Source organism: Gilliamella sp. W8136 (assembly GCF_016101285.1).
GTDB classification, from domain to species: domain Bacteria; phylum Pseudomonadota; class Gammaproteobacteria; order Enterobacterales; family Orbaceae; genus Gilliamella; species Gilliamella apicola_N.
On sequence record NZ_JACFQU010000002.1, the window covers coordinates 196,769 to 215,738 of the forward strand.

The 18,970-nt window shown below is 30.0% G+C and carries 17 protein-coding genes and 1 pseudogene; 14 read left to right on the forward strand and 4 right to left on the reverse strand.

The features are described 5' to 3' along the window. Nucleotides 1-551 precede the first annotated feature (551 nt). The 4 genes from H3T96_RS02100 (at nucleotide 552) to H3T96_RS02115 (ending at nucleotide 5,029) form a co-directional block, all read left to right on the forward strand. Nucleotides 552-1,391 carry a hypothetical protein gene (locus tag H3T96_RS02100; RefSeq protein WP_144093073.1) on the forward strand — a complete coding sequence of 280 codons (840 nt, stop codon included), beginning with the start codon at nucleotides 552-554 and terminating at the stop codon, nucleotides 1,389-1,391. Nucleotides 1,392-2,099: 708 nt separating this feature from the next. Beyond that, nucleotides 2,100-2,417: a hypothetical protein gene (locus H3T96_RS02105; protein ID WP_086327775.1), complete on the forward strand. Its 318-nt coding sequence runs from the start codon at nucleotides 2,100-2,102 to the stop codon at nucleotides 2,415-2,417. Nucleotides 2,418-2,633: 216 nt separating this feature from the next. Next, entirely contained in the window at nucleotides 2,634-4,094 is a 1,461-nt protein-coding gene (locus H3T96_RS02110) for a sialate O-acetylesterase (protein WP_144093071.1), read from the forward strand. A 92-nt stretch (nucleotides 4,095-4,186) separates the two neighbouring features. Next, nucleotides 4,187-5,029 carry a hypothetical protein gene (locus H3T96_RS02115; protein ID WP_144093069.1) on the forward strand — a complete coding sequence of 281 codons (843 nt, stop codon included), beginning with the start codon at nucleotides 4,187-4,189 and terminating at the stop codon, nucleotides 5,027-5,029. A gap of 794 nt (nucleotides 5,030-5,823) precedes the next feature. Here the strand turns inward: H3T96_RS02115 and H3T96_RS02120 are convergent. Together H3T96_RS02120 and H3T96_RS02125 are read right to left on the reverse strand one after the other, a co-directional pair. Then, nucleotides 5,824-5,994: a hypothetical protein gene (locus H3T96_RS02120; RefSeq protein WP_186279285.1), complete on the reverse strand. Its 171-nt coding sequence runs from the start codon at nucleotides 5,992-5,994 to the stop codon at nucleotides 5,824-5,826. A 72-nt stretch (nucleotides 5,995-6,066) separates the two neighbouring features. Then, entirely contained in the window at nucleotides 6,067-6,237 is a 171-nt protein-coding gene (locus H3T96_RS02125; RefSeq protein WP_144093067.1) for an ROK family protein, read from the reverse strand. Between the two features lie 433 nt (nucleotides 6,238-6,670). Here H3T96_RS02125 and H3T96_RS02130 point away from each other — a divergent pair, with 433 nt between their 5' ends. Continuing rightward, nucleotides 6,671-7,570 carry a glycyl-radical enzyme activating protein gene (locus H3T96_RS02130; protein WP_144093065.1) on the forward strand — a complete coding sequence of 300 codons (900 nt, stop codon included), beginning with the start codon at nucleotides 6,671-6,673 and terminating at the stop codon, nucleotides 7,568-7,570. A 14-nt stretch (nucleotides 7,571-7,584) separates the two neighbouring features. After that, the gene (locus H3T96_RS02135) at nucleotides 7,585-10,017 is read left to right on the forward strand and encodes a formate C-acetyltransferase/glycerol dehydratase family glycyl radical enzyme (protein ID WP_144093063.1); all 2,433 of its coding nucleotides are present in this window, start codon (nucleotides 7,585-7,587) and stop codon (nucleotides 10,015-10,017) included. A 90-nt stretch (nucleotides 10,018-10,107) separates the two neighbouring features. Here the strand turns inward: H3T96_RS02135 and H3T96_RS02140 are convergent, their stop codons facing one another. Then, nucleotides 10,108-10,983, reverse strand: coding sequence for a hypothetical protein (locus tag H3T96_RS02140; protein ID WP_144093061.1), 876 nt, complete (start codon nucleotides 10,981-10,983; stop codon nucleotides 10,108-10,110). A 135-nt stretch (nucleotides 10,984-11,118) separates the two neighbouring features. Between H3T96_RS02140 and H3T96_RS14945 the strand changes: the two are divergent. The 8 genes and pseudogenes from H3T96_RS14945 to H3T96_RS02175 form a co-directional block, all read left to right on the forward strand. After that, nucleotides 11,119-11,223: pseudogene (locus H3T96_RS14945) on the forward strand (hypothetical protein); the annotation flags it as partial. A gap of 239 nt (nucleotides 11,224-11,462) precedes the next feature. Further along, nucleotides 11,463-12,206: a DNA-binding transcriptional regulator YciT gene (locus H3T96_RS02145; protein ID WP_144093134.1), complete on the forward strand. Its 744-nt coding sequence runs from the start codon at nucleotides 11,463-11,465 to the stop codon at nucleotides 12,204-12,206. Nucleotides 12,207-12,969: 763 nt separating this feature from the next. Beyond that, nucleotides 12,970-13,587 (forward strand): NAD(P)H-dependent oxidoreductase, encoded by a 618-nt coding sequence (locus tag H3T96_RS02150; protein ID WP_144093058.1) that lies wholly within the window; start codon nucleotides 12,970-12,972, stop codon nucleotides 13,585-13,587. A 423-nt stretch (nucleotides 13,588-14,010) separates the two neighbouring features. Continuing rightward, entirely contained in the window at nucleotides 14,011-15,156 is a 1,146-nt protein-coding gene (locus tag H3T96_RS02155) for an AfsA-related hotdog domain-containing protein (protein ID WP_144093056.1), read from the forward strand. Between the two features lie 19 nt (nucleotides 15,157-15,175). Beyond that, complete coding sequence (locus H3T96_RS02160; protein ID WP_144093054.1) at nucleotides 15,176-16,330, forward strand: hypothetical protein; 1,155 nt, start codon at nucleotides 15,176-15,178, stop codon at nucleotides 16,328-16,330. Between the two features lie 5 nt (nucleotides 16,331-16,335). Next, complete coding sequence (locus H3T96_RS02165) at nucleotides 16,336-17,112, forward strand: SDR family NAD(P)-dependent oxidoreductase (RefSeq protein ID WP_086351343.1); 777 nt, start codon at nucleotides 16,336-16,338, stop codon at nucleotides 17,110-17,112. A gap of 11 nt (nucleotides 17,113-17,123) precedes the next feature. Beyond that, entirely contained in the window at nucleotides 17,124-17,867 is a 744-nt protein-coding gene (locus tag H3T96_RS02170; RefSeq protein ID WP_144093051.1) for an SDR family NAD(P)-dependent oxidoreductase, read from the forward strand. Between the two features lie 29 nt (nucleotides 17,868-17,896). Further along, the gene (locus H3T96_RS02175; protein ID WP_086327238.1) at nucleotides 17,897-18,178 is read left to right on the forward strand and encodes a YciI family protein; all 282 of its coding nucleotides are present in this window, start codon (nucleotides 17,897-17,899) and stop codon (nucleotides 18,176-18,178) included. A gap of 165 nt (nucleotides 18,179-18,343) precedes the next feature. On the opposite strand, the gene H3T96_RS02180 is transcribed toward H3T96_RS02175, so the two are convergent. Next, nucleotides 18,344-18,646: a hypothetical protein gene (locus H3T96_RS02180; protein WP_144093049.1), complete on the reverse strand. Its 303-nt coding sequence runs from the start codon at nucleotides 18,644-18,646 to the stop codon at nucleotides 18,344-18,346. Between the last annotated feature and the right edge of the window lie 324 nt (nucleotides 18,647-18,970).

Here is an 18,970-nt window from a genome sequence, read left to right on the forward strand (position 1 = left end):
CCGCCTAAACCATTAACATTTGCTGGTAGTATTAAATATAACGAGCATTTATTAAATGTTATTGAAAAATGCAATCAAGATAAACAATCCATTAGAGCTTTAAACAAGTCTATTTATTAAAATAGTTATACTATCTTGACCATTTTTAATAATTAATATTTTTCTGTGATGATATCACTATGTCAAATATGAATAAATGTTAAAACTTATTTCAGCATTCTTCACAAAGTAAATTAATCTAATCTAATCTAATTAATCAGTACAATTTCTTATCCCATAGAAACTGTAATTGAAGCCGAATAATCTCATTTTGGCTAATAATCTATTTAAATCTTCTTTTCTCAACAAAAGAGAGCCTAGTAACGAATTGTGCAATAACAATCTCGTTATCTACCCTATCGATAGAGCTGACTGAAATTTACCAATCAGTCAGCAATTTCGATTATTACCTTGAGTAATAACAGTAGTAAAACATTGCGCAATAAACTTTAGTTCAAAGTTAAACGCAAATATCTTTTTAATTTAAATTTTTTTAAAAATGGAGAAAGTTTATGTCAAATTCACAAGATTTAATTCAAAAAAATTCATCAAGTTGCTTTGCTAATATTGAAAATATGGTTAGTTTAGAAGCTTATAAAATTTATAGGGAATACATTCTCAAAACAGGTCATACAAGTAATCAAGCAAACCCTCGTCCACACAATATAGCTTTAGCAGCGTTTATTGATAAGTTAGTCTCAGAAGGTTTGCATAAAAAATGTACAGGTTTGTTTTATCTAGCATCACCTGAAAATAACTTTGAGCATATTAAGTATAGTATAATTGGTGAAAATGTTATAGATCGATATACAGATTATCCAACAGTTCTATATAACGGAACGAAGATTGAAAGTCGTGCAGATCTTTATGATCACCAAGAAATTGATGGTTTAAAAAATGATTTATGTTTGGTGTTTATGATGTCAGAACCTTCTAAAGGTGGATTTGACTGGGGGGGCGAAGATGAAGTGAATCATATACATGCTTTTTCTTCTGCGGGTAATGCAGATTACTTCGAAGATGCTATATTTAAATGGAATAGTGGCTCTCGTTATTCTGCTGTAGCAAAATCTGAAGATACACAAGCTCCTATCGGAGTTTATGTTATTCATGTTAATGGAACTTCATTACAATACCGTCATGGTGCCGTTAATTTAACTAAGCAGGTTGCGCAGTCATATGCTAAATTCTGTCCATCATTATTAAATTATAAAACAATAAAGAATCCAGGTAATGGTACAATGAAAATGTATGCTACATTTAGTAATGGTAAAATTGGGGAAGATGCTTTAACTTCAACTGAAATTAATAAGATTCAACAAATTTTTACCGAATTTGAACCGTTCCTATAATTAGTTAATTCATTTTAAATTTAAAAGCCCAAAATTATTATGGGCTTTTTTCTTACAGACAAATAGTTAAAAATATTTTAACCTATTTAATTGATTAAAATATAGCAAATAAATTTTTATGTATTATTTGGGCTATATAAAAAATAGAGTCAAAAAATTTATTTTTATGACGTTTTATAAAAATCTCTTGAGGATATCCACAATAGTTTATATCAACTTATCTACCACACATTTAACCAACTAATATTAGTGATTGTTGTTGGATATATTAGACAATTATTACGAATTCTTTAAAAGAGCAATTCTAATCACTAAGTGAGCCAAATTTTAAGAAAATATATTGATATCTATATTTAATAGTTAAATATTGAGTGAATTATAGTGTTACTTATTTTTAAGTAGGTATAGTTTATAATTTAGTTATATTTAATAAAAATGGATGATTATAATAATTTTCCCCCTTTTTCTCAAAGCAAGCATGACCAATCAAAAACTCTAAGAGTTTTCATTTTTAAATTAGAAGTATCTACATTTTTTGAAAAATAATTTATATACATCAAAGCACCGTTAACCTAACAGTTTTAAAAATATAAAAGAGTACGAATATAGTACAGGTAAATGTTGTCTTCATTTTTTGTAAAAAGTAATAACAAATCGGATTTAATTATTTAGCTGTATTTTTTATGGGAAAACAAAGGTAAAAATAATATGACAAATGTAAATGAAACATTAAACGATTTTTCAAATCAAACAAACTGTAATCCACAAAATTTTTATGATGTAAAAGAGGATGGTTATTATATCTGTTATGGTAACGGTGATTATGTTTTAAAAATTGACAAAGACGGTAATTTTCATTTTACCAATAAAGAACCCTCTTTATTTACTGATACTCAAAATAGTGGTTTTTCAATTATTGATAGGTTAGGTAATGTTGTTTTTAGAATTGATGAAAAAGGATTTACGGAATTTAAAATCAATCGTCAATTTGCTGCTAGATTGAAAGTAATTTTAAATCAATTATAACAATATACACTTTCAACACTAATTTCTAATAAAAATAATTTAAAACTTTAAAAGCAAATCATATAGTTGTGTCTACTATTCATTTTAGTTTTCTCAAATCTGAAATTTCAATAAAAGTAAAACAGGTTTATTTGCTTGTTTTTTTTATAACATATTTTGTGTAATTGGATAACTATATTTTGCTTTTTTATATATAACAAAGGACAAATAGCAATTATGGTAAATTTAAACGATTCATTGGATGACTTATTGAATCCTGAAAAGTTAATTCCAGAAAATTTTTATAATTCTAAAGATAGTAATAATTATGCGTTGAAAATAGATAAAGAAAACTATGCTCAATTTGTTAATAAAACAACTTTTTCATTTAATAATATTCAAAATGATGGCTTCACTATTGCTGATGAACAAGGCAATGTTTCTTTTAAAATTGATAAGGATGGTAATACGGAATTTAATATTGATCGATTGTTTGCTGCTAAGTTGAGAACATTAATTTATCCAATTGATTCAGGGCTTGCTGATATTAATCATATTATAGCTTATGGTCAATCATTAGCGGAAGGATCTAACTCCGTACCACTACTTACTAAAACTTCATTTTCTGAATATGCCAAAATGTTTAATCATGGCATTCGAACTCGTTATGCTGTCTATAATAAATATCAATCATTAGTAAATCATATTGAATCACAAAATGAAGTTAATTATGAGTCACCATCTGCTGGTACTGCAGATATGTTTATTCGTGAGATTAAACTAGGTAATTTTAAAAATAAAGTGATTCTTTCTTCAAATTGTGCTCATGGTGGTATGTCAATATTTAATTTGTCTAAAGGCTCAAATGATTATAATAATATTATCAATGATGTCGAGAATGGTAAACGAATTGCAGATGAACAAGGTAAATCATACAGATTAATTGCAATAACCTACACTCAAGGTGAAGCCGATTATAAATGTGGTGTAAATAGCTATAAAGCTGCTCTTAGAAAATTACGGGCAGATTTAATTGAAAAAATTGAAAATATTACTGGCGATGACTATTCTAATCTGCCTTTTATTACCTATCAAATTTCATCTTCGTTTAATGCCTATGGTGGTGCCGCACCTTATCCTGATGTTGCTTTAGCACAATTAGAGTTAGCTCTTGAACAGGATAGTGGATTTTATCTAGCAACACCAATATATCAGTTAAAATATCAAGATATATGGCACATAGATGGACCTAGTTCTAAATTACTAGGCGCATATTACGGGTATGTTCTAAATAAAATAATGTCGGGTGAAGACTGGCGGCCATTACATCCAATTTCCCACACCATAAGCGGCAATGTTTTAAATCTGAAATTTAATAAAACAGGGTTGACTTTTGCATGGCCTGAAAATTTATCAAGGAATAAATATTTAAAAAACAGAGGGTTTTCTATAAAAAACTCATCAGGTGAGGATATTATTCAAAATGTTGAACTACTCAACAACAGTAATAATTGTAATACGCTTAAAATCACTTGCAAAGAAAGCCCAGCTAATCTTTTAATTAATTATGGTTTTTCAAATATTGACGGAAGAAATGCTGGTGAGTTACGAGATAATAATAACGTCGTTTATAGTATAGATGGGAAAGATTACTATTTATATAGTTGGTGTGTCATTTTTCAATATTATTTAGGTTAATAGCTAAATTAATTCATTATGACTTATTACTAGAATTAAGAATGGTAAGTCAAACAAGTCTTTTAATAAACAAAAAATTATGGAGATTTTTTATGTCAGGTTTAGCAATTAAAGTTGCAAATGTCGATTGGAGTAAAAATAATTTAGGTGCTGTTAATTATGGTAGTGATAATAATGGTAATATTAATACAATTAGCACTGTAACTGAAAAAGCCTATGCAATTTATAAGGATTATATCACAAAATCAGAGAGACAAGACAGTCAATGTCTATTATTACTCATTAATGATTTAGTAAAGGAAGGATTAGATCAAAAGTGTAAAGGATTATTTTATCTTTCATCAAAACATCCAAACATTAATCATATCAAGTATAGTGTGATAGGAAATAATAATTTAGATTCTTACAATGATCCAGAGATATCAGTTAATGGGATTAAAGCTAATAATAACGTTTCTTTATACGATCATTATGAGTATGATATGAAGAATGTTGATTCGAATCTATGTCTAGTTTTCCTTATGTCTCAAGCTTCAACTAGAGGGCTTGAATGGGGTGGAGAAGATACTTCAGATTATGTACATTCATTCGCTTCTGCTGGAGATGCTGATTGGCATGACGGAGTTATATTTAGATGGGGTAAGAAAGATAATACTATCAGTAAAGGTCAAGATAATCAAAAAAATGATGGAGTCTATGTTATTCATATTAATAAAGATTTATTGGTATATAAACATAAAACACTCACAATAACTAAAAAACTCTCACAACAATCCACAGCTAAGTTTTGTCCTCGTTTGATGGGTTATAGAACAATACAAGATAATTCTAGAGGAACAATGAAATTGTATGCGACATTCAGTCGTGAAGATTTAACTACTACAGATGTAAATAAGATTCATGATATTTTCACAAAATATGAACGTTTACTATAAAAAGTAAATTAACTTCCAACATTGAAAGTCCATAGTTGATATGGGCTTTTTTATCACTTAATTCTCTTTTAATGATTTACCTATCTAAAATCCTCCCATCTTCCCTCATTTTAATTCCTTTCAAATATACTGAACTCTAGTTTTTATAAAAATAATTATATTGTTTATAAACAAACTACAGTTTTATTGCTATAAATTCATTTCTTTATAATTTAACTCTATAATAAATATTAATTAAAAAGTGATTCATTTTGCCATTTAAATTTATTTTTTATAAATCATCTCTTACATAAAGAATAATTCTATCCACATTTTTTTATAATATTAGTTAAAATTTAAATCGTACAATTATTTATTGATTTCTTTAAATAATAACTGTTTTTCATAGTTTTACCTTGGTTAGTATTCAAAAGATCAAAGGTTAATATCATTTTGATGACCATCAAGTTGATCAATCTTTATAATAATTAATTGGATGTAAATATTAAAATCTTTAACCTCTTATAAAAAGGATACAATTTGTATACTTTGATAATTTTTTAATCTTGAAATTCGCCTTAAAAATATCATAGAGAATTATCTAATTTTTTGCTGTATTATTTTAGGGGATAGTTACAAAATATTTATAAAAAACAGTTTATTACTATAATTCAAATAAAAACTATGTAGTAACATTTTTAGGAGTGAACTTGTTAAGTAAAAGATTTTCGAAAATTGTTATCTCTATTTTAATAGAGAAACTATTTATATAATTTTTCTATGATTTCGAGTATTAATTAGGGTTAGGGCAAATTTTACTTATTTTTTCTTGATAAATAATTTTCGCCATATTGGTTAGTGGCAATTAAAGCTGCATAAACATCTTGAGGTTGAACATTACCTAGCATATTTTTCATGGTATCATTTTCTGAACAAGACTCAGTTGCCACTTGATGCATTTTCTTTTCAATATTAGTTGTAATCATATGTTTAGTTTTTCCTGCCTTATAATAACGCCGACAAAATAATTTATTATCAATAAAATATCTTTCAAAAATCTAGTAATAAAGCATATGTGTAAAACCACGCCTAGCGCCATTACGATGTTCAGCTAATGTTGCTGTATGTGCATCGTTATCAAGCATGATTCTAATATTTCCGCCTAACTTTTTATATAAAATAACTGCTGGCAGAAAATCTTTTATCTTAGGTAAGTTTGCCGTTTTCATAATACAACTTTCTTTATAAAAATATAAAAAGGTATACCTATGCCAACACCACAAAAATTAGAATTCTGAACATCATTATCCTTAAGAATTATATTGACATTATCGGTATTCTCATCAAAAAAGCTTGTGCTTCTAAATTAGGATTAGCAGGTATTTTTTAAAATTAAATTGTTATTGCTATCAAAAAGTCCGCATGCGGTTTTAGCATCACCAACATTAATACCTAAAAAATATTCTTTTTCTTCCTCATATTTTTTTGATTAAGGATTAAATAAATTTAGGACCGAAAGATTAATAATTCACAAAAAAATGATTCAATTTAAAAACGTGATCAAGATCTTACTTTTGATTTTAATACCTAAAAATGTGATCTAGATCACAGACACTTTCGTTCGAAAGTTATTACTATGTAGAAAAAATATTGAGGCAATGTATGATTTTTAATTTACAACGATATTCCACTCATGATGGACCAGGGATTCGAACAGTAGTTTTTTTAAAAGGGTGTTCTTTAGGGTGTTTTTGGTGTCAGAACCCAGAAAGTCAATCCGCTAAGCAAGAAATTCTGTTCGATGAAAGGCTTTGCATGAATGATTGTGATCTTTGTTCTGCATCTTGCCCAAATTTAATTAATAAATCAAATGGACACATTCGGATTAATCGGAAAGAATTTGAACAAGCCGATTATAAAAAAATGCAAAATATTTGTCCAAGTTTAGCATTAACTGTGTGTGGTGAATCGTTGTCAGTACAAGAGGTGATGCAAACCATTAACAAGGATAGTCCTTTTTATCAACGTTCTGGTGGAGGGGTAACATTATCTGGCGGTGAGCCATTTATGCAACCCAAATTAAGTCAAGAAATTCTAGCTGCTTGCAAGCAACAAAGCTATCACACCGCGGTTGAGACGTGTCTGCATGTTCCTTGGAAGAACATAGAAGCTTCATTACCGTATTTAGATCTTTTTTTAGCTGATTTAAAACATACTGACGAGTCTATTTTCTATGCTTGGACCAAAGGTTCAGCCAAACGGATTTTAAAAAACTTCCAACATCTTGCTAACGCTAACAAAAAAATCATTGTCCGAGTGCCATTAATTCAAGGATTCAATGCTGATGAAAAATCGATAAAAAGTATTGTCGATTTTGTCGCTAGCGAAATACCGACTGATGAGATCCATTTTTTACCATATCACACTTTAGGTATCAACAAATACAAAATGCTCGATCTGCCTTATCACGCACCGAAAGAACCTCTAAACGATGAAAATATCATTGATTTTGCAACCAACTATGCCAAACAAAAACAGTTAACCGCTGTTTTACGAGGATAACTAAGGAGAACCTTATGTCTACTCTAGACCTTACTACTGTCACACCAAGGATTAAAGCACATAAAAATGCATTGATTCATATTATTAAACCACCGATTTGCGTAGAACGTGCAGAACATTATACCGAATCTTACCAAGAACATTTGGCAAAACCAGTTGTATTACGTCGCGCTTATGCATTAGCAAATCATTTAAGTAAAAAAACAATTTGGATAAAACACGATGAATTAATCGTTGGTAATCAAGCAAGTTCACCAAGAGCTGCACCAATATTTCCAGAATATACCGTTGGTTGGGTTGAAAAAGAGATAGATGTATTAGGTGATCGCCCTGGTGCAGGATTTGAAGTTACCGAACAAGATAAAGAAGTTTTACACCGCATTTGTCCATGGTGGCACGGCCAAACGGTACTTGACCGCTGTTATGCACTATTCAGTGATGAACACAAATCATTGCTTGATACTGTTATGATCAAAGCCGAAGGGAATATGAATTCTGGTGATGCTCATCTTGCTGTTAACTTCCCATTTATTTTGGAAAAAGGCATTGATGGTATTATTGACAAAATTAAAGAACGTCGTAGTCGCATCAATACCACTGATTTTGATGATTTTCATAAAGATCACTTCTTAAAAGCGTCTGAAATTTCAATGCAGGCCATGAGTGAATACATTGAACGTTATGCTCAATTAGCCCGTGAAATGGCAACTAAAGAAGAACGTTCATGGCGTAAAGATGAATTATTACAGATTGCTAAGAACTGTGATGTTATCGCTCATAGACCACCAGAAACATTCTGGCAAGCTGTACAATTATGTTATTTTGTTATGTTATTGTTACAAATTGAATCAAATGGTCACTCAGTATCGTTCGGTCGCATGGATCAATATCTTTCTTCATGGTATGAAAAAGATGTTGAGCAAGAAAAAACTTTATCTCGCGAAGCGGCAATTGAGTTATTGCACAGCTGTTGGTTAAAACTATTAGAAGTCAATAAAATCCGTTCAGGCTCACACTCTAAAAGCTCAGCCGGTAGTCCGATGTATCAAAACGTGACAATTGGCGGTCAAAAACTGGTAGATGATGTCGCTGTTGATGCAGTTAACTCATTATCTTATGCTATTTTAGAGTCTTGCGGACGATTAAAATCAACTCAACCTAATTTAAGTGTACGCTATCATGCTGGAATGAGTGATGACTTTTTAGATGCTTGCGTACAAGTTATTCGTTGTGGTTTTGGTATGCCAGCGTTTAATAATGACGAAATCGTTATTCCTGAATTTATTAAACTCGGTGTAGAACGTGAGGACGCTTATCAATATTCTGCTATCGGCTGTATTGAAACTGCAGTGCCGGGTAAATGGGGATATCGCTGTACGGGGATGAGCTTTATTAACTTTGCTCGTGTTGCACTTGCAACTTTAGAGGGCGGTAAAGATGCAACCAGTGGTGTTGTTTACCTACCGCAAGAACAAGCACTTAGTAAAAATAACTTCAAAAGTTTTGACGAAGTTAAAGCCCAATGGGATAAACAAATTCGCTACTATACTCGAAAATCAATCGAAATTGAGTATGTAATTGATACTATCTTAGAAGAAAATGCTCATGACATTATTTGCTCAGTATTAGTTGATGATTGTATTGAACGCGGTAAAACGCTTAAACAAGGTGGCGCGAAATATGATTGGGTATCAGGCTTACAAGTCGGACTTGCCAATACTACTAACAGCTTTGAAGCAGTTAAAAAACTAATTTTCGATGAACACATCATCAAACAATCCGATTTAGCTAAAGCATTGGCTGAAAACTTTGAAGGTTCTGCGGGCGAACAATTACGTCAACGCTTACTCAATAATGCGCCGAAATACGGTAATGATAACGATGAAGTGGATTATCTTTTAGCTGAATTATATAACTATTATATTGATGAGTTAAAAAATTATCATAACCCTCGCTATGGTCGTGGTCCAATTGGTGGTACTTATTACGCAGGTACTTCATCTATCTCTGCCAATGTGCCATTTGGCGCACAAACTGCGGCGACACCAGATGGACGTAAAGCATGGACACCATTAGCTGAAGGTGCCAGCCCATCATCTGGTACTGATACTTTAGGGCCAACAGCAGTATTTAACTCATTAGGTAAATTACCAACGGATAAAATTCTTGGTGGCGTGCTTTTAAACCAAAAACTCAACCCATCAACCTTAGACAATCCGCGTGATAAGTTAAAACTCATGATGATGTTAAGAACATTCTTTGAAGTCCATAAAGGATGGCATGTTCAATATAATGTTGTTTCACGTGATACGTTACTTGCAGCTAAAGCACATCCGGATCAATATCGTGACTTAGTTGTTCGTGTTGCTGGTTATTCAGCATTCTTTACAGCACTATCACCTGATACTCAAGATGACATTATCGCAAGAACAGAGCATGTTATCTAGTTAGTGATCATTATAAACCACAGCAATTAAAGCAAAGACCTACTGATGTAGGTCTTTTTTAATGATTCAATTAGATTTATTAATTTGAAATTATTCTGTAACAACAGGTTGAACCCACATTTGCTTATTTCTAAAATCGATCTTAACGATATTTGTACGGAAAAAATTTGATCCTATTATCCCATCAGATTTAAATTTATCAGGAAGTGAATCCATTATAATTGCTTCAACTTTAACACTAGCTGCGTCCGTCATTTCAAGTGGTGTATATCTAACATTATATTTAGGTAAGCTAATTTTACTTGAAGAGGGTGAAAGTGATTCTTCTTTTATGATTGACACTGAAGCTCCTGTGTCTAATATCATTTCGTAGTTTTTTGAGCCATCAAACAAATTTATAACTAAACCATAATTATTTAAATAAAAGGGAACAGAAAACCAATTTTTATTTAAATCATCAGAAACCTTTATAACATCTGATATTGTTATTTTATTTTCAGGATAATTGATAGTTAATACATAATCTTTAAACAGACCAAGTCCAATCAATGATTTTTCTGCATCAATTTCCTCTTTATCATGATCAGTCTTAGTACGATCATTTAACATAAATAAGCCCCAGCTTTTATATTCAAGGACTTGTACATTGTTAAAAATAAGAGAGTCTAATGCTAACTTGTCGACAATAAACGATCTAGCTTCTTCAGTATTACCTGATAAATCAATATATTTTATTTTCTTTGAATTTTCAGTTTTATTAGGAATTTTATTAATTAAAGCCATTGGTAGGTGTAAATCTATTTTAGATCCCGTGTCCAATATCAAAGGAATTTTTTCACCTTGAAACTCCATTATTACTGTAGGTAAATTATAGACGTTATCAAAAGTTAGATCCCAAGTTACTTCTTGACTTTGCGCAAAACGACTCATAAATAGCATGATTAAAAATAGTATTTTTTTATTCACAGAATCTTCCCTAATGTATTCTCATTCCTAATATATCTTTTTGATTTGATATTATTAATAAATATTTGTTATTTAACCTTTGTTACATTTGTCATAATAATAGAATCAAGTTTTTATTCAATAATAAAATGGATATATCGTGACTTAGTTGTTCGTATTCCTGGTTATTCAGCATTCTTTATAGCACTATCACCCGATACTCAAGATGACATTATCCCAATAACAGGGCATGTTATCTAATTAATGATAATTATCAACCTCAGAAATTAAAGCAAAGACCTACTGGTGTAGCTCTTTTTTTATTGATTCAAAGTGTGCGTTTTTAAAAGATTAATACAGAAATTTATAACTAAATCGAGTTTTGCCACTTTTATAATGACAAATAAGATTTAATTCATTACTATTTTTTATTTATGTGTTAACTCATATATTAATATATGGATATGGCAATTTTATAACAGGTGACTATGCTTTATTTAATGAATGAACGGCAACAAGAGATTATTTATAAAGTTAATGAACTCAATCAAGTTAGTGTCAATGATTTAGCTGAGCAATTTAATGTTTCTGTTGTGACCATTCGTCATGATCTCAATTTTTTAGAGCAAAACGGTTATTTAAAACGAGAGCATGGTTATGCTGTTGCGGTCGATAGCGACAATCTTGATGCTCGTATGAAAATAAAATTTCCATTAAAACAAAAGATTGCAGAATACGCAGCTTCGCTAGTCAATAACGATGAACATATCTTTATTGAAGGAGGGAGTACCAACGCCTTATTAGCAAGGCATTTAGCCTACACTCGCCGAATCACTTTAATTACTTCCAGTTATTACATTGCTCAATTACTGAAAAATACCGATTTAAACGTGATTGTAATTGGAGGAGAATATCAAAAGAAAAGTGAAAGCGTTGTGGGTGAATTAGCTTGCCTTGCGATAAAACATTTACATTTTGACAAAGCGTTTATTGGTATTGACGGTTTTTTACCAACTACAGGTTTTTCAGGACGAAACCAAATGCGTACTGAATTAGTCAATACAATATTAACCAAACCTTGTGAAAACATCATTATTACTGATTCCTCAAAATTTGGTCAAAAACAACCCTATCAATTAAAGCCAATCGAATCAATCCACCGAGTGATCACCGATCAATCGATTAATCTTAATGATGAACAATATCTAACAGCAAAAAAAATTATTGTTGATAAAGTTATTTAATTAAGCTTAAAAATTTTAGATAAAAAATGGTTAGTTTTAACTTCAGTTATCCTATTTGCATTGTAATGAAAAAATTAAAATGAGTTGCAATATCATAAAATGCATTACTATTTATAATTTGAATCAATGGATGAATTATAGTTATTGAAATTGAAACTAACTATCTTATCAGAAAGGTTATACGCTAACGACAAGAGGGATTGAATAAATACAAAACTAAAAGTCAGAAATTAATGAGATTATAACCAGAATATTGAAAATCTTTTAACACAATCACGTTTAAAACCTCGCAAACTTAATCAATTAAGGAAAAAATATTTAAAACATAATTAATATTATTGATAATTATTTCGATACTATTTTTAAAAATAAAAGTTCATACAAAATGTAATGATATATTTTGATATTATTACATTTTTATAACAAGTTAACGGACATTTTAATGGATATTTAGATATTGGAATTTTATTTATTAAATAATGTGATGCTCAAGTAAAGTCATCAAATAGCAATTAAAATTGCTCTCCTATTTTTGACTAATATTTTTTCCTGCCATTGTCATCTAGATTATACAGTTGACATCTGCCTATTTTTTGAGCTTCAAAGAGTGTTTTCGTTGTTCATATTTTGATCTTTCTCAATTAAATTAACGTATAAATATTGATCGAAAAATGATGCAAATAAATACATTTACACCATACCGATTATCTGTTATTTTTAATTTAGGCGATAAATTATTAGTTGATTTTAGGATATTTAAATAATGAAAAAGACTTTGCTTTTACTAGCTCATCCAGATTTAAATGGCTCTTTTGTTAATAGAAATCTTATAGAAAAATTAATTTCGTCCAAACCGGAAAATCTGGTGATTCGCGATATTTCCAAATCGTGTATAAATAATCGATTTAATGTAGAAGATGAACAATCTTGCTTATTAGATTCCGAACGTATTATTTTTCAATTTCCATTATATTGGTATTCCTATCCTGCCATTTTAAAAAAATGGATTGATGAAATTTTTACACCTGGTTTTGCTTATGGTAGGAAAGGAACCGAATTAGGAACAAAACTTATTGGAAAGCAATTCAGTACAATTGTTTCTGTAGGTGGAACAGAGAAAATGCATACTCCTGGAGGTATTGTAGGTGTATCTGTTAATGAATTACTGAGGCATTTACAAGCAACAATTAGTTATATTGGTGGAGTATATACTTATCCTTTCATAATACATGGTTCTGCATTTATTAAAGAACAGAATCAAATAGATACTATTTTCAAAGATTACCAAGAGTATATTTTGTCTGAATATGTTCCTAAAGATAAACAATATGAAAAACTTATTAAATTAGCATATGAATACCAAGCAAAAGGTTACTATTGAAATATTTGATAACTTATTGAATAAGATAATTTATCGATAACAAAGTATAGACTTTATCAGTTATCAATGTTTGAATTTTTCTTAAAATTTTTTGCGTAAAGTTATTATAAAATGCAAATTATTAATCATCTTTGTGATGAAGGGGGCTATTTAGAATTTTAAATTTTTTAGGATAAATAATGGGAATTTAACCCGTTAAACGATCTGATAAATTGGATCATAATTAACCAGATTTAGAAAGGTTAATTCATTTTTATAGTTATTTAAAAAGGAGATGATACTTTAATATTAATTGCCAAAAATTCGCATTTAGATAGTTCCTTAGTTTATAAAAAAAGCTGTATTTATTAATATCAATAAAAAACATAATTTCAAGAATATAGAGTACCGTTATAAATAATATAAATTAAATGGAGAAAGTGAATGATGACGAAAAAGGAGCTAGTTACCCCTAACCTAGTTCATAAAACAGAACTTGAAGATGTTCTTATTTATGAAGCTGATGTTGTATTAGCGAATATCATTGAACAAAATGATTTCAACGATTTAATTACAAACAATCCCGAACAAGAAAGTTTATTGAAAGCAGTTTATAAACTGTGTCGATCTGGTGAAAAAAATATATACGTACTTAGAACATTGCCTCTGCAAATACCTAAAAGTATCGTTTATGAATTATTTCCTGATATACATTTGACCGAGTTTTACAAACCAATTGATGATGAAACTTTAGAATTGATTCATGGTTATGTTCCTTTACATTTGGAAGAAATCATTCGAAGTAAATTACTACCAACTGTTCTTCCAATTGATAACAATGATAAAAAAATTATTTCTAATATTCAAAGTGCAGCCATCGTCCATTCATATTTCCTATTTAATAATATAAAAAATCAATATTTTTATAAGAAAAGTCATGAGCATGTTCCTGGCATGATGTTGATTGAAGCTGCAAGACAAGCAGTATACGATTATGTTTACTCAACCTCTGGACATGTTTTCAAAGAAGTTTCCATTTCAATGACAAATCTTGAAGTCAATTTTTTAGGTTATACCGTCTCATCTTATCCTGTAGAGTTATTATTTTCGCACAAAGATTATGTGCGTAGATTTAAACCTAAAACTATTGAAAAGAAAGCGTGGTTCTATCAAAGAGGTAAACTTACAGGAACTTTCTGTTTGATTGGTGGGATTATCCCAATGAGTATTTTCCCTCGTTTAAGAAATGAAAATTACCTCAAAGCATTAAATTTTTATCCTTTTGATGAAAATATGAAGTTGCAAGTATTGAGTGATGAAAATAGTGAGGTTTTACATAAAAAGATAATATGTTTATCTTTAACTGGAATCATCATTGAAAATGATGGAACAAATATGCATAACGTTTCTAATGTGGTTTTGATGGATAAGCATGAGTTTTCTATAAAAAAACATGAAATAAAAGAAGAGGACAATAATTGCCTTTCTTTGCTATTTGATAATTTATCTAAATCCCAATTACTTACATTAAATAATATAATCAATACGTCGTTTTATCATCGTAGGATGTTTGAAGCGCTAAATATTTAATAAGTTAGGGAAAATAAATATGAATAATTTCAATCTACTAACGCCTTTACAGTTTCAAAGTGGAATTTCAATTAAAAATAGATTGTTTTTATCATCAATAGGGTTAGATTTGGCAACATCTTCTGGTGAATGCACAAGTGAATTAGTTGATTTTTATAAAAAAATTATTGATGGGGGTGTCGGTATGATTAAAATCGGCAACTCAACCGTGTCACCATACTCTCGTTTACATGAAAGAGGATTAGCTTTATATGAATTGAAGCATGCACAAGCGCTGAAACCTATTTTAGAATATGCAGATGAAAAAAATGTTTTAGTCGTAGTTCAACTTCAGCATTATGGTGCACAAGGTTCATCAAGCCATACAGCACGCCCCTTATTATCACCTAGTGGTCTATTTTGTAAAAGAATGAGTAAAAAATTTCCAGAAGACAAAGTTGTAGAAATGTCTATAAGCGATATTGAAACTGTGATTGAAGAGTTTGCTCATGCTGCATGGTTAGTTCAGCAGGTTGGTGGAAAAGCTATTCAAATTCAGGCAGGCAATGGATATTTGATTAGTAGCTTTTTGTCGCCTTATACAAATAAGCGTACAGATGACTACGGCGGAAATCCCAAAAAAAGAGCACTCATACTCAGAAGAATCATTGAAGCCATTCAAGTGAAGACTAACTACAATCTAAGTATTTTTGTTCGTTTGGGAATTGATGATTGCTTTGATAATGATGAAGGTCAGAAACCAGAGTATTTACAAGAAGTCGTAGAGGATCTGGAAAGATTAAATATTGATGGAATAGAATGTTCAATGTGTATAGGAGAAACATTTCATAAGTTTTTAAGTGGTTATGATCCGGAAATTAAAAATAGAATTTTTTCTGGGGCAAATAAGATTAAATCTTTCACAACCAAAATACCTGTTGGTTGTACAGGTTTAGTAAGATCAATATCAGATGCAAATGAACTACTCGAAAAGTATAAAATTGACTATATCGGTATGTCAAGGGCGTTGTTTGCAGACCCTAATCTCTTACCTAAATACTTTGAAAATACTGAAATCAATGCATGTAGGTATGATGGATTTTGTTTTAGAGACAAAAGTAACCCCGACTTGGATAGAGTTTATTGCTGTGTTAATCCCGATTTTTTAAGAAATCCTAAAATTAAATATGAGTGACTAAAATGGAATATATTGATTTTGAAGATAAGAACATTGTTGTTGTTGGCGGTACAAATGGTATGGGACTTCATTTAGTCCATAAGCTTCTTGAATTAAAAGCAAATATAATTGTTTTAGGGAGAAATATAAATAAACCTGAACTAAATGATATAAAGGGTAAGTGTCATTTTTTGGCTTGTGATATATCAAATTCTAAAGAAATTGATGATACATTTGATCATATACATGACAAATTTAAAACTTTGCATTTTGCTGTAAACAATGCTGGTGTAACCGCCCCTTACAGTAATATTTCGGAACTTGATATTGATAAGTGGAAAAAAATTATTGATATTAATTTGACAGGTACAGCACATTGTCTGAAGCGAGAAATTCAATTAATTTCTCAAAATAAATCTGGTGCGATAGTAAATATATCATCATGTGCAGGATTGCAAGCATTACGAATGCAAGCAGCATATTCTGTAAGTAAAGCGGCCATCAATATGTTAACTCAAGTTGCAGCTATAGAATGTGCTGTTGATCATGATGGTGCGCACTCAATTCGTATTAATGCTGTAGCGCCTGGCCCTATATTAGGCGGAATGAATAATGAAGAGAATTTACAGAAAAATCCTGAGAAGACACAAAGAAAACTATCGATTACTGCAATGAAAAGATTTGGTACTGCTGAAGAAGTTGCTAATAGTGTTTTATGGTTATTAAGTCAAAAATCATCATATACAACAGGTGTTATATTACCCGTTGATGGAGGATTTAATTCTGGTAAATTTAATTAGAGTTAATCATTATGAAAAAAAATATTTTTATCTCTGGAGTGAGTAAGGGAATAGGTCGGGAACTCGCTCTTTATCATTTAAAACAAGGAGACCATGTATATGGTATTTCGCGTAGTAAATGTGATGAGTTACAAAAATATGAAAATTTTTACCATCATAGTATAGATTTATCACAGTCAAAATCTATAACGGAAAATTTAGAGAAGTTTTCAGATTTACAACAAGTCAAAAAACTTGACCGTTTATATCTAAATGCAGGTTTAATTCCTAAACTCTCTCGTTTAGATCAACAAAAATTTGATGATTTCAACTATGTCATTTCAGTAAATTTATTTTCTTATAAGATTTTATTAGATTTTTTCTTAAATCGTGAAAACTTGTTGTTAGAACAGATTATTGTATCTGCTTCTATCTCAGGAGTTCGCGCGCGAGAAGGAATGTCAGCTTACGCCGTGTCCAAGTCTGCGTTAAATATGATGATGAAAATATATGCACTGGAAAATCCACATCTTTTCTTTGCTGTGATTGGATTATGTATTTTTGATTCTCAAATATCTCGTGTAATGTCTTTGGACAATCCAGATATAAATCAATTTTTAGAATTGAAAAAATTAGCTGAACGAATGTCTCAGAAGAATAACTATTTAGTAAGTCCAGAACAACGGGCAAAAGACCTAATTCATGTTTTAAATAATATCGAAACACTGAAAATTACATCAGGTGATTTTTTTGAAATACGAAATTTACTAGATTGAATTAAATAGATTTTAAATAAGGAATAAAAATGATAATTGTAACTTTAAAGTTTAAAAAACCTATGCCAGAAATTTTTGCAAAACTTGATGAGCACAATGTATTTTTAGATGATTATTTTGCAAAAAATAAATTTTTAGCATCTGGGCTTCTGGAAGATAAATCCGGGGGTATAATTTTAGTAATGAGTGATTCGATTGAAGAAGCACAAAATATTATGAAAACAGATCCTTTTTATATTCATGATTTGGTCGATTTCGACTATACGTTTTTTGCGGCCACTAAACTATCACCTAGTCTACAGCTAAAATAAAACTTTTTAATGAATTAGAGGATTTTTTATTTACTTGAGATTTTGAATATATCTCAAGTAAATAATTTTGATATTATACACATTGATGTATATTTCTAATTTCTCTGCTTTGCTGCCGTAAATCCCTCTGTGTGGTCTTATTCCTAGGATATAATCATTTATTGATTAATAAAGGCTAAAAATCAAACTCAATAAGTGATTTCGCATTCTTTTCCAAATCCTAATACCACTGCATTTATAGACATTTAACGCCTCTTTAAATATGGTAATTAGGCTCTTCCGAGACATGTTTGGCAAACAAGCCGGCGCCATAGGCACAAGATTATAAGAAAAATGGATAGGATATAAGTCAGTAGATTCTATTCCATGGTGAGCTAAAATAAATTCAATATTTTGGTCATTTACATGCAGTATAAATACCTCTTTATTACTTGGCTCAGGATAACCCGAACAACTTTCTTCACTCATTAAAATACCATAGTAAAATAGCCAATAGCCTCGCTCATTATCTACATATCAAGCATGCTAATGGACGTCAAAGTGATTCAAGGCTTCGGGCATGTTCTGCATAGAGTAAATGTACTTATTCCATAAATTATTTAAATCATACTTTTTAGCATCTTTGTATGAGACATATTTATTCACAAATAGCATAACAAGTTCTTAATTGCGTTATTAGTATTTATATTTACAAATAATTAAATTACATTATTTAGTTAAAATTAACTGTATGAATTAATGATAATTTTAAATAAAAAATCATAAATTTTTTGTGATAAAAAAAGAACTTTT

Bases quoted from the DNA above. Each gene is read 5' to 3' on its own strand.
- H3T96_RS02170 (WP_144093051.1), top strand. From the start codon at position 17,124: ATGAAAAAAAATATTTTTATCTCTGGAGTGAGTAAGGGAATAGGTCGG.
- H3T96_RS02115 (WP_144093069.1), top strand. From the start codon at position 4,187: ATGTCAGGTTTAGCAATTAAAGTTGCAAATGTCGATTGGAGTAAAAAT.
- H3T96_RS02110 (WP_144093071.1), top strand. From the start codon at position 2,634: ATGGTAAATTTAAACGATTCATTGGATGACTTATTGAATCCTGAAAAG.
- H3T96_RS02165 (WP_086351343.1), top strand. From the start codon at position 16,336: ATGGAATATATTGATTTTGAAGATAAGAACATTGTTGTTGTTGGCGGT.
- H3T96_RS02150 (WP_144093058.1), top strand. From the start codon at position 12,970: ATGAAAAAGACTTTGCTTTTACTAGCTCATCCAGATTTAAATGGCTCT.
- H3T96_RS02155 (WP_144093056.1), top strand. From the start codon at position 14,011: ATGATGACGAAAAAGGAGCTAGTTACCCCTAACCTAGTTCATAAAACA.
- H3T96_RS02160 (WP_144093054.1), top strand. From the start codon at position 15,176: ATGAATAATTTCAATCTACTAACGCCTTTACAGTTTCAAAGTGGAATT.
- H3T96_RS02100 (WP_144093073.1), top strand. From the start codon at position 552: ATGTCAAATTCACAAGATTTAATTCAAAAAAATTCATCAAGTTGCTTT.
- H3T96_RS02180 (WP_144093049.1), bottom strand. From the start codon at position 18,646: ATGAGTGAAGAAAGTTGTTCGGGTTATCCTGAGCCAAGTAATAAAGAG.
- H3T96_RS02105 (WP_086327775.1), top strand. From the start codon at position 2,100: ATGACAAATGTAAATGAAACATTAAACGATTTTTCAAATCAAACAAAC.
- H3T96_RS02130 (WP_144093065.1), top strand. From the start codon at position 6,671: ATGATTTTTAATTTACAACGATATTCCACTCATGATGGACCAGGGATT.
- H3T96_RS02120 (WP_186279285.1), bottom strand. From the start codon at position 5,994: ATGATTACAACTAATATTGAAAAGAAAATGCATCAAGTGGCAACTGAG.
- H3T96_RS02145 (WP_144093134.1), top strand. From the start codon at position 11,463: ATGAATGAACGGCAACAAGAGATTATTTATAAAGTTAATGAACTCAAT.
- H3T96_RS02135 (WP_144093063.1), top strand. From the start codon at position 7,585: ATGTCTACTCTAGACCTTACTACTGTCACACCAAGGATTAAAGCACAT.
- H3T96_RS02125 (WP_144093067.1), bottom strand. From the start codon at position 6,237: ATGAAAACGGCAAACTTACCTAAGATAAAAGATTTTCTGCCAGCAGTT.
- H3T96_RS02175 (WP_086327238.1), top strand. From the start codon at position 17,897: ATGATAATTGTAACTTTAAAGTTTAAAAAACCTATGCCAGAAATTTTT.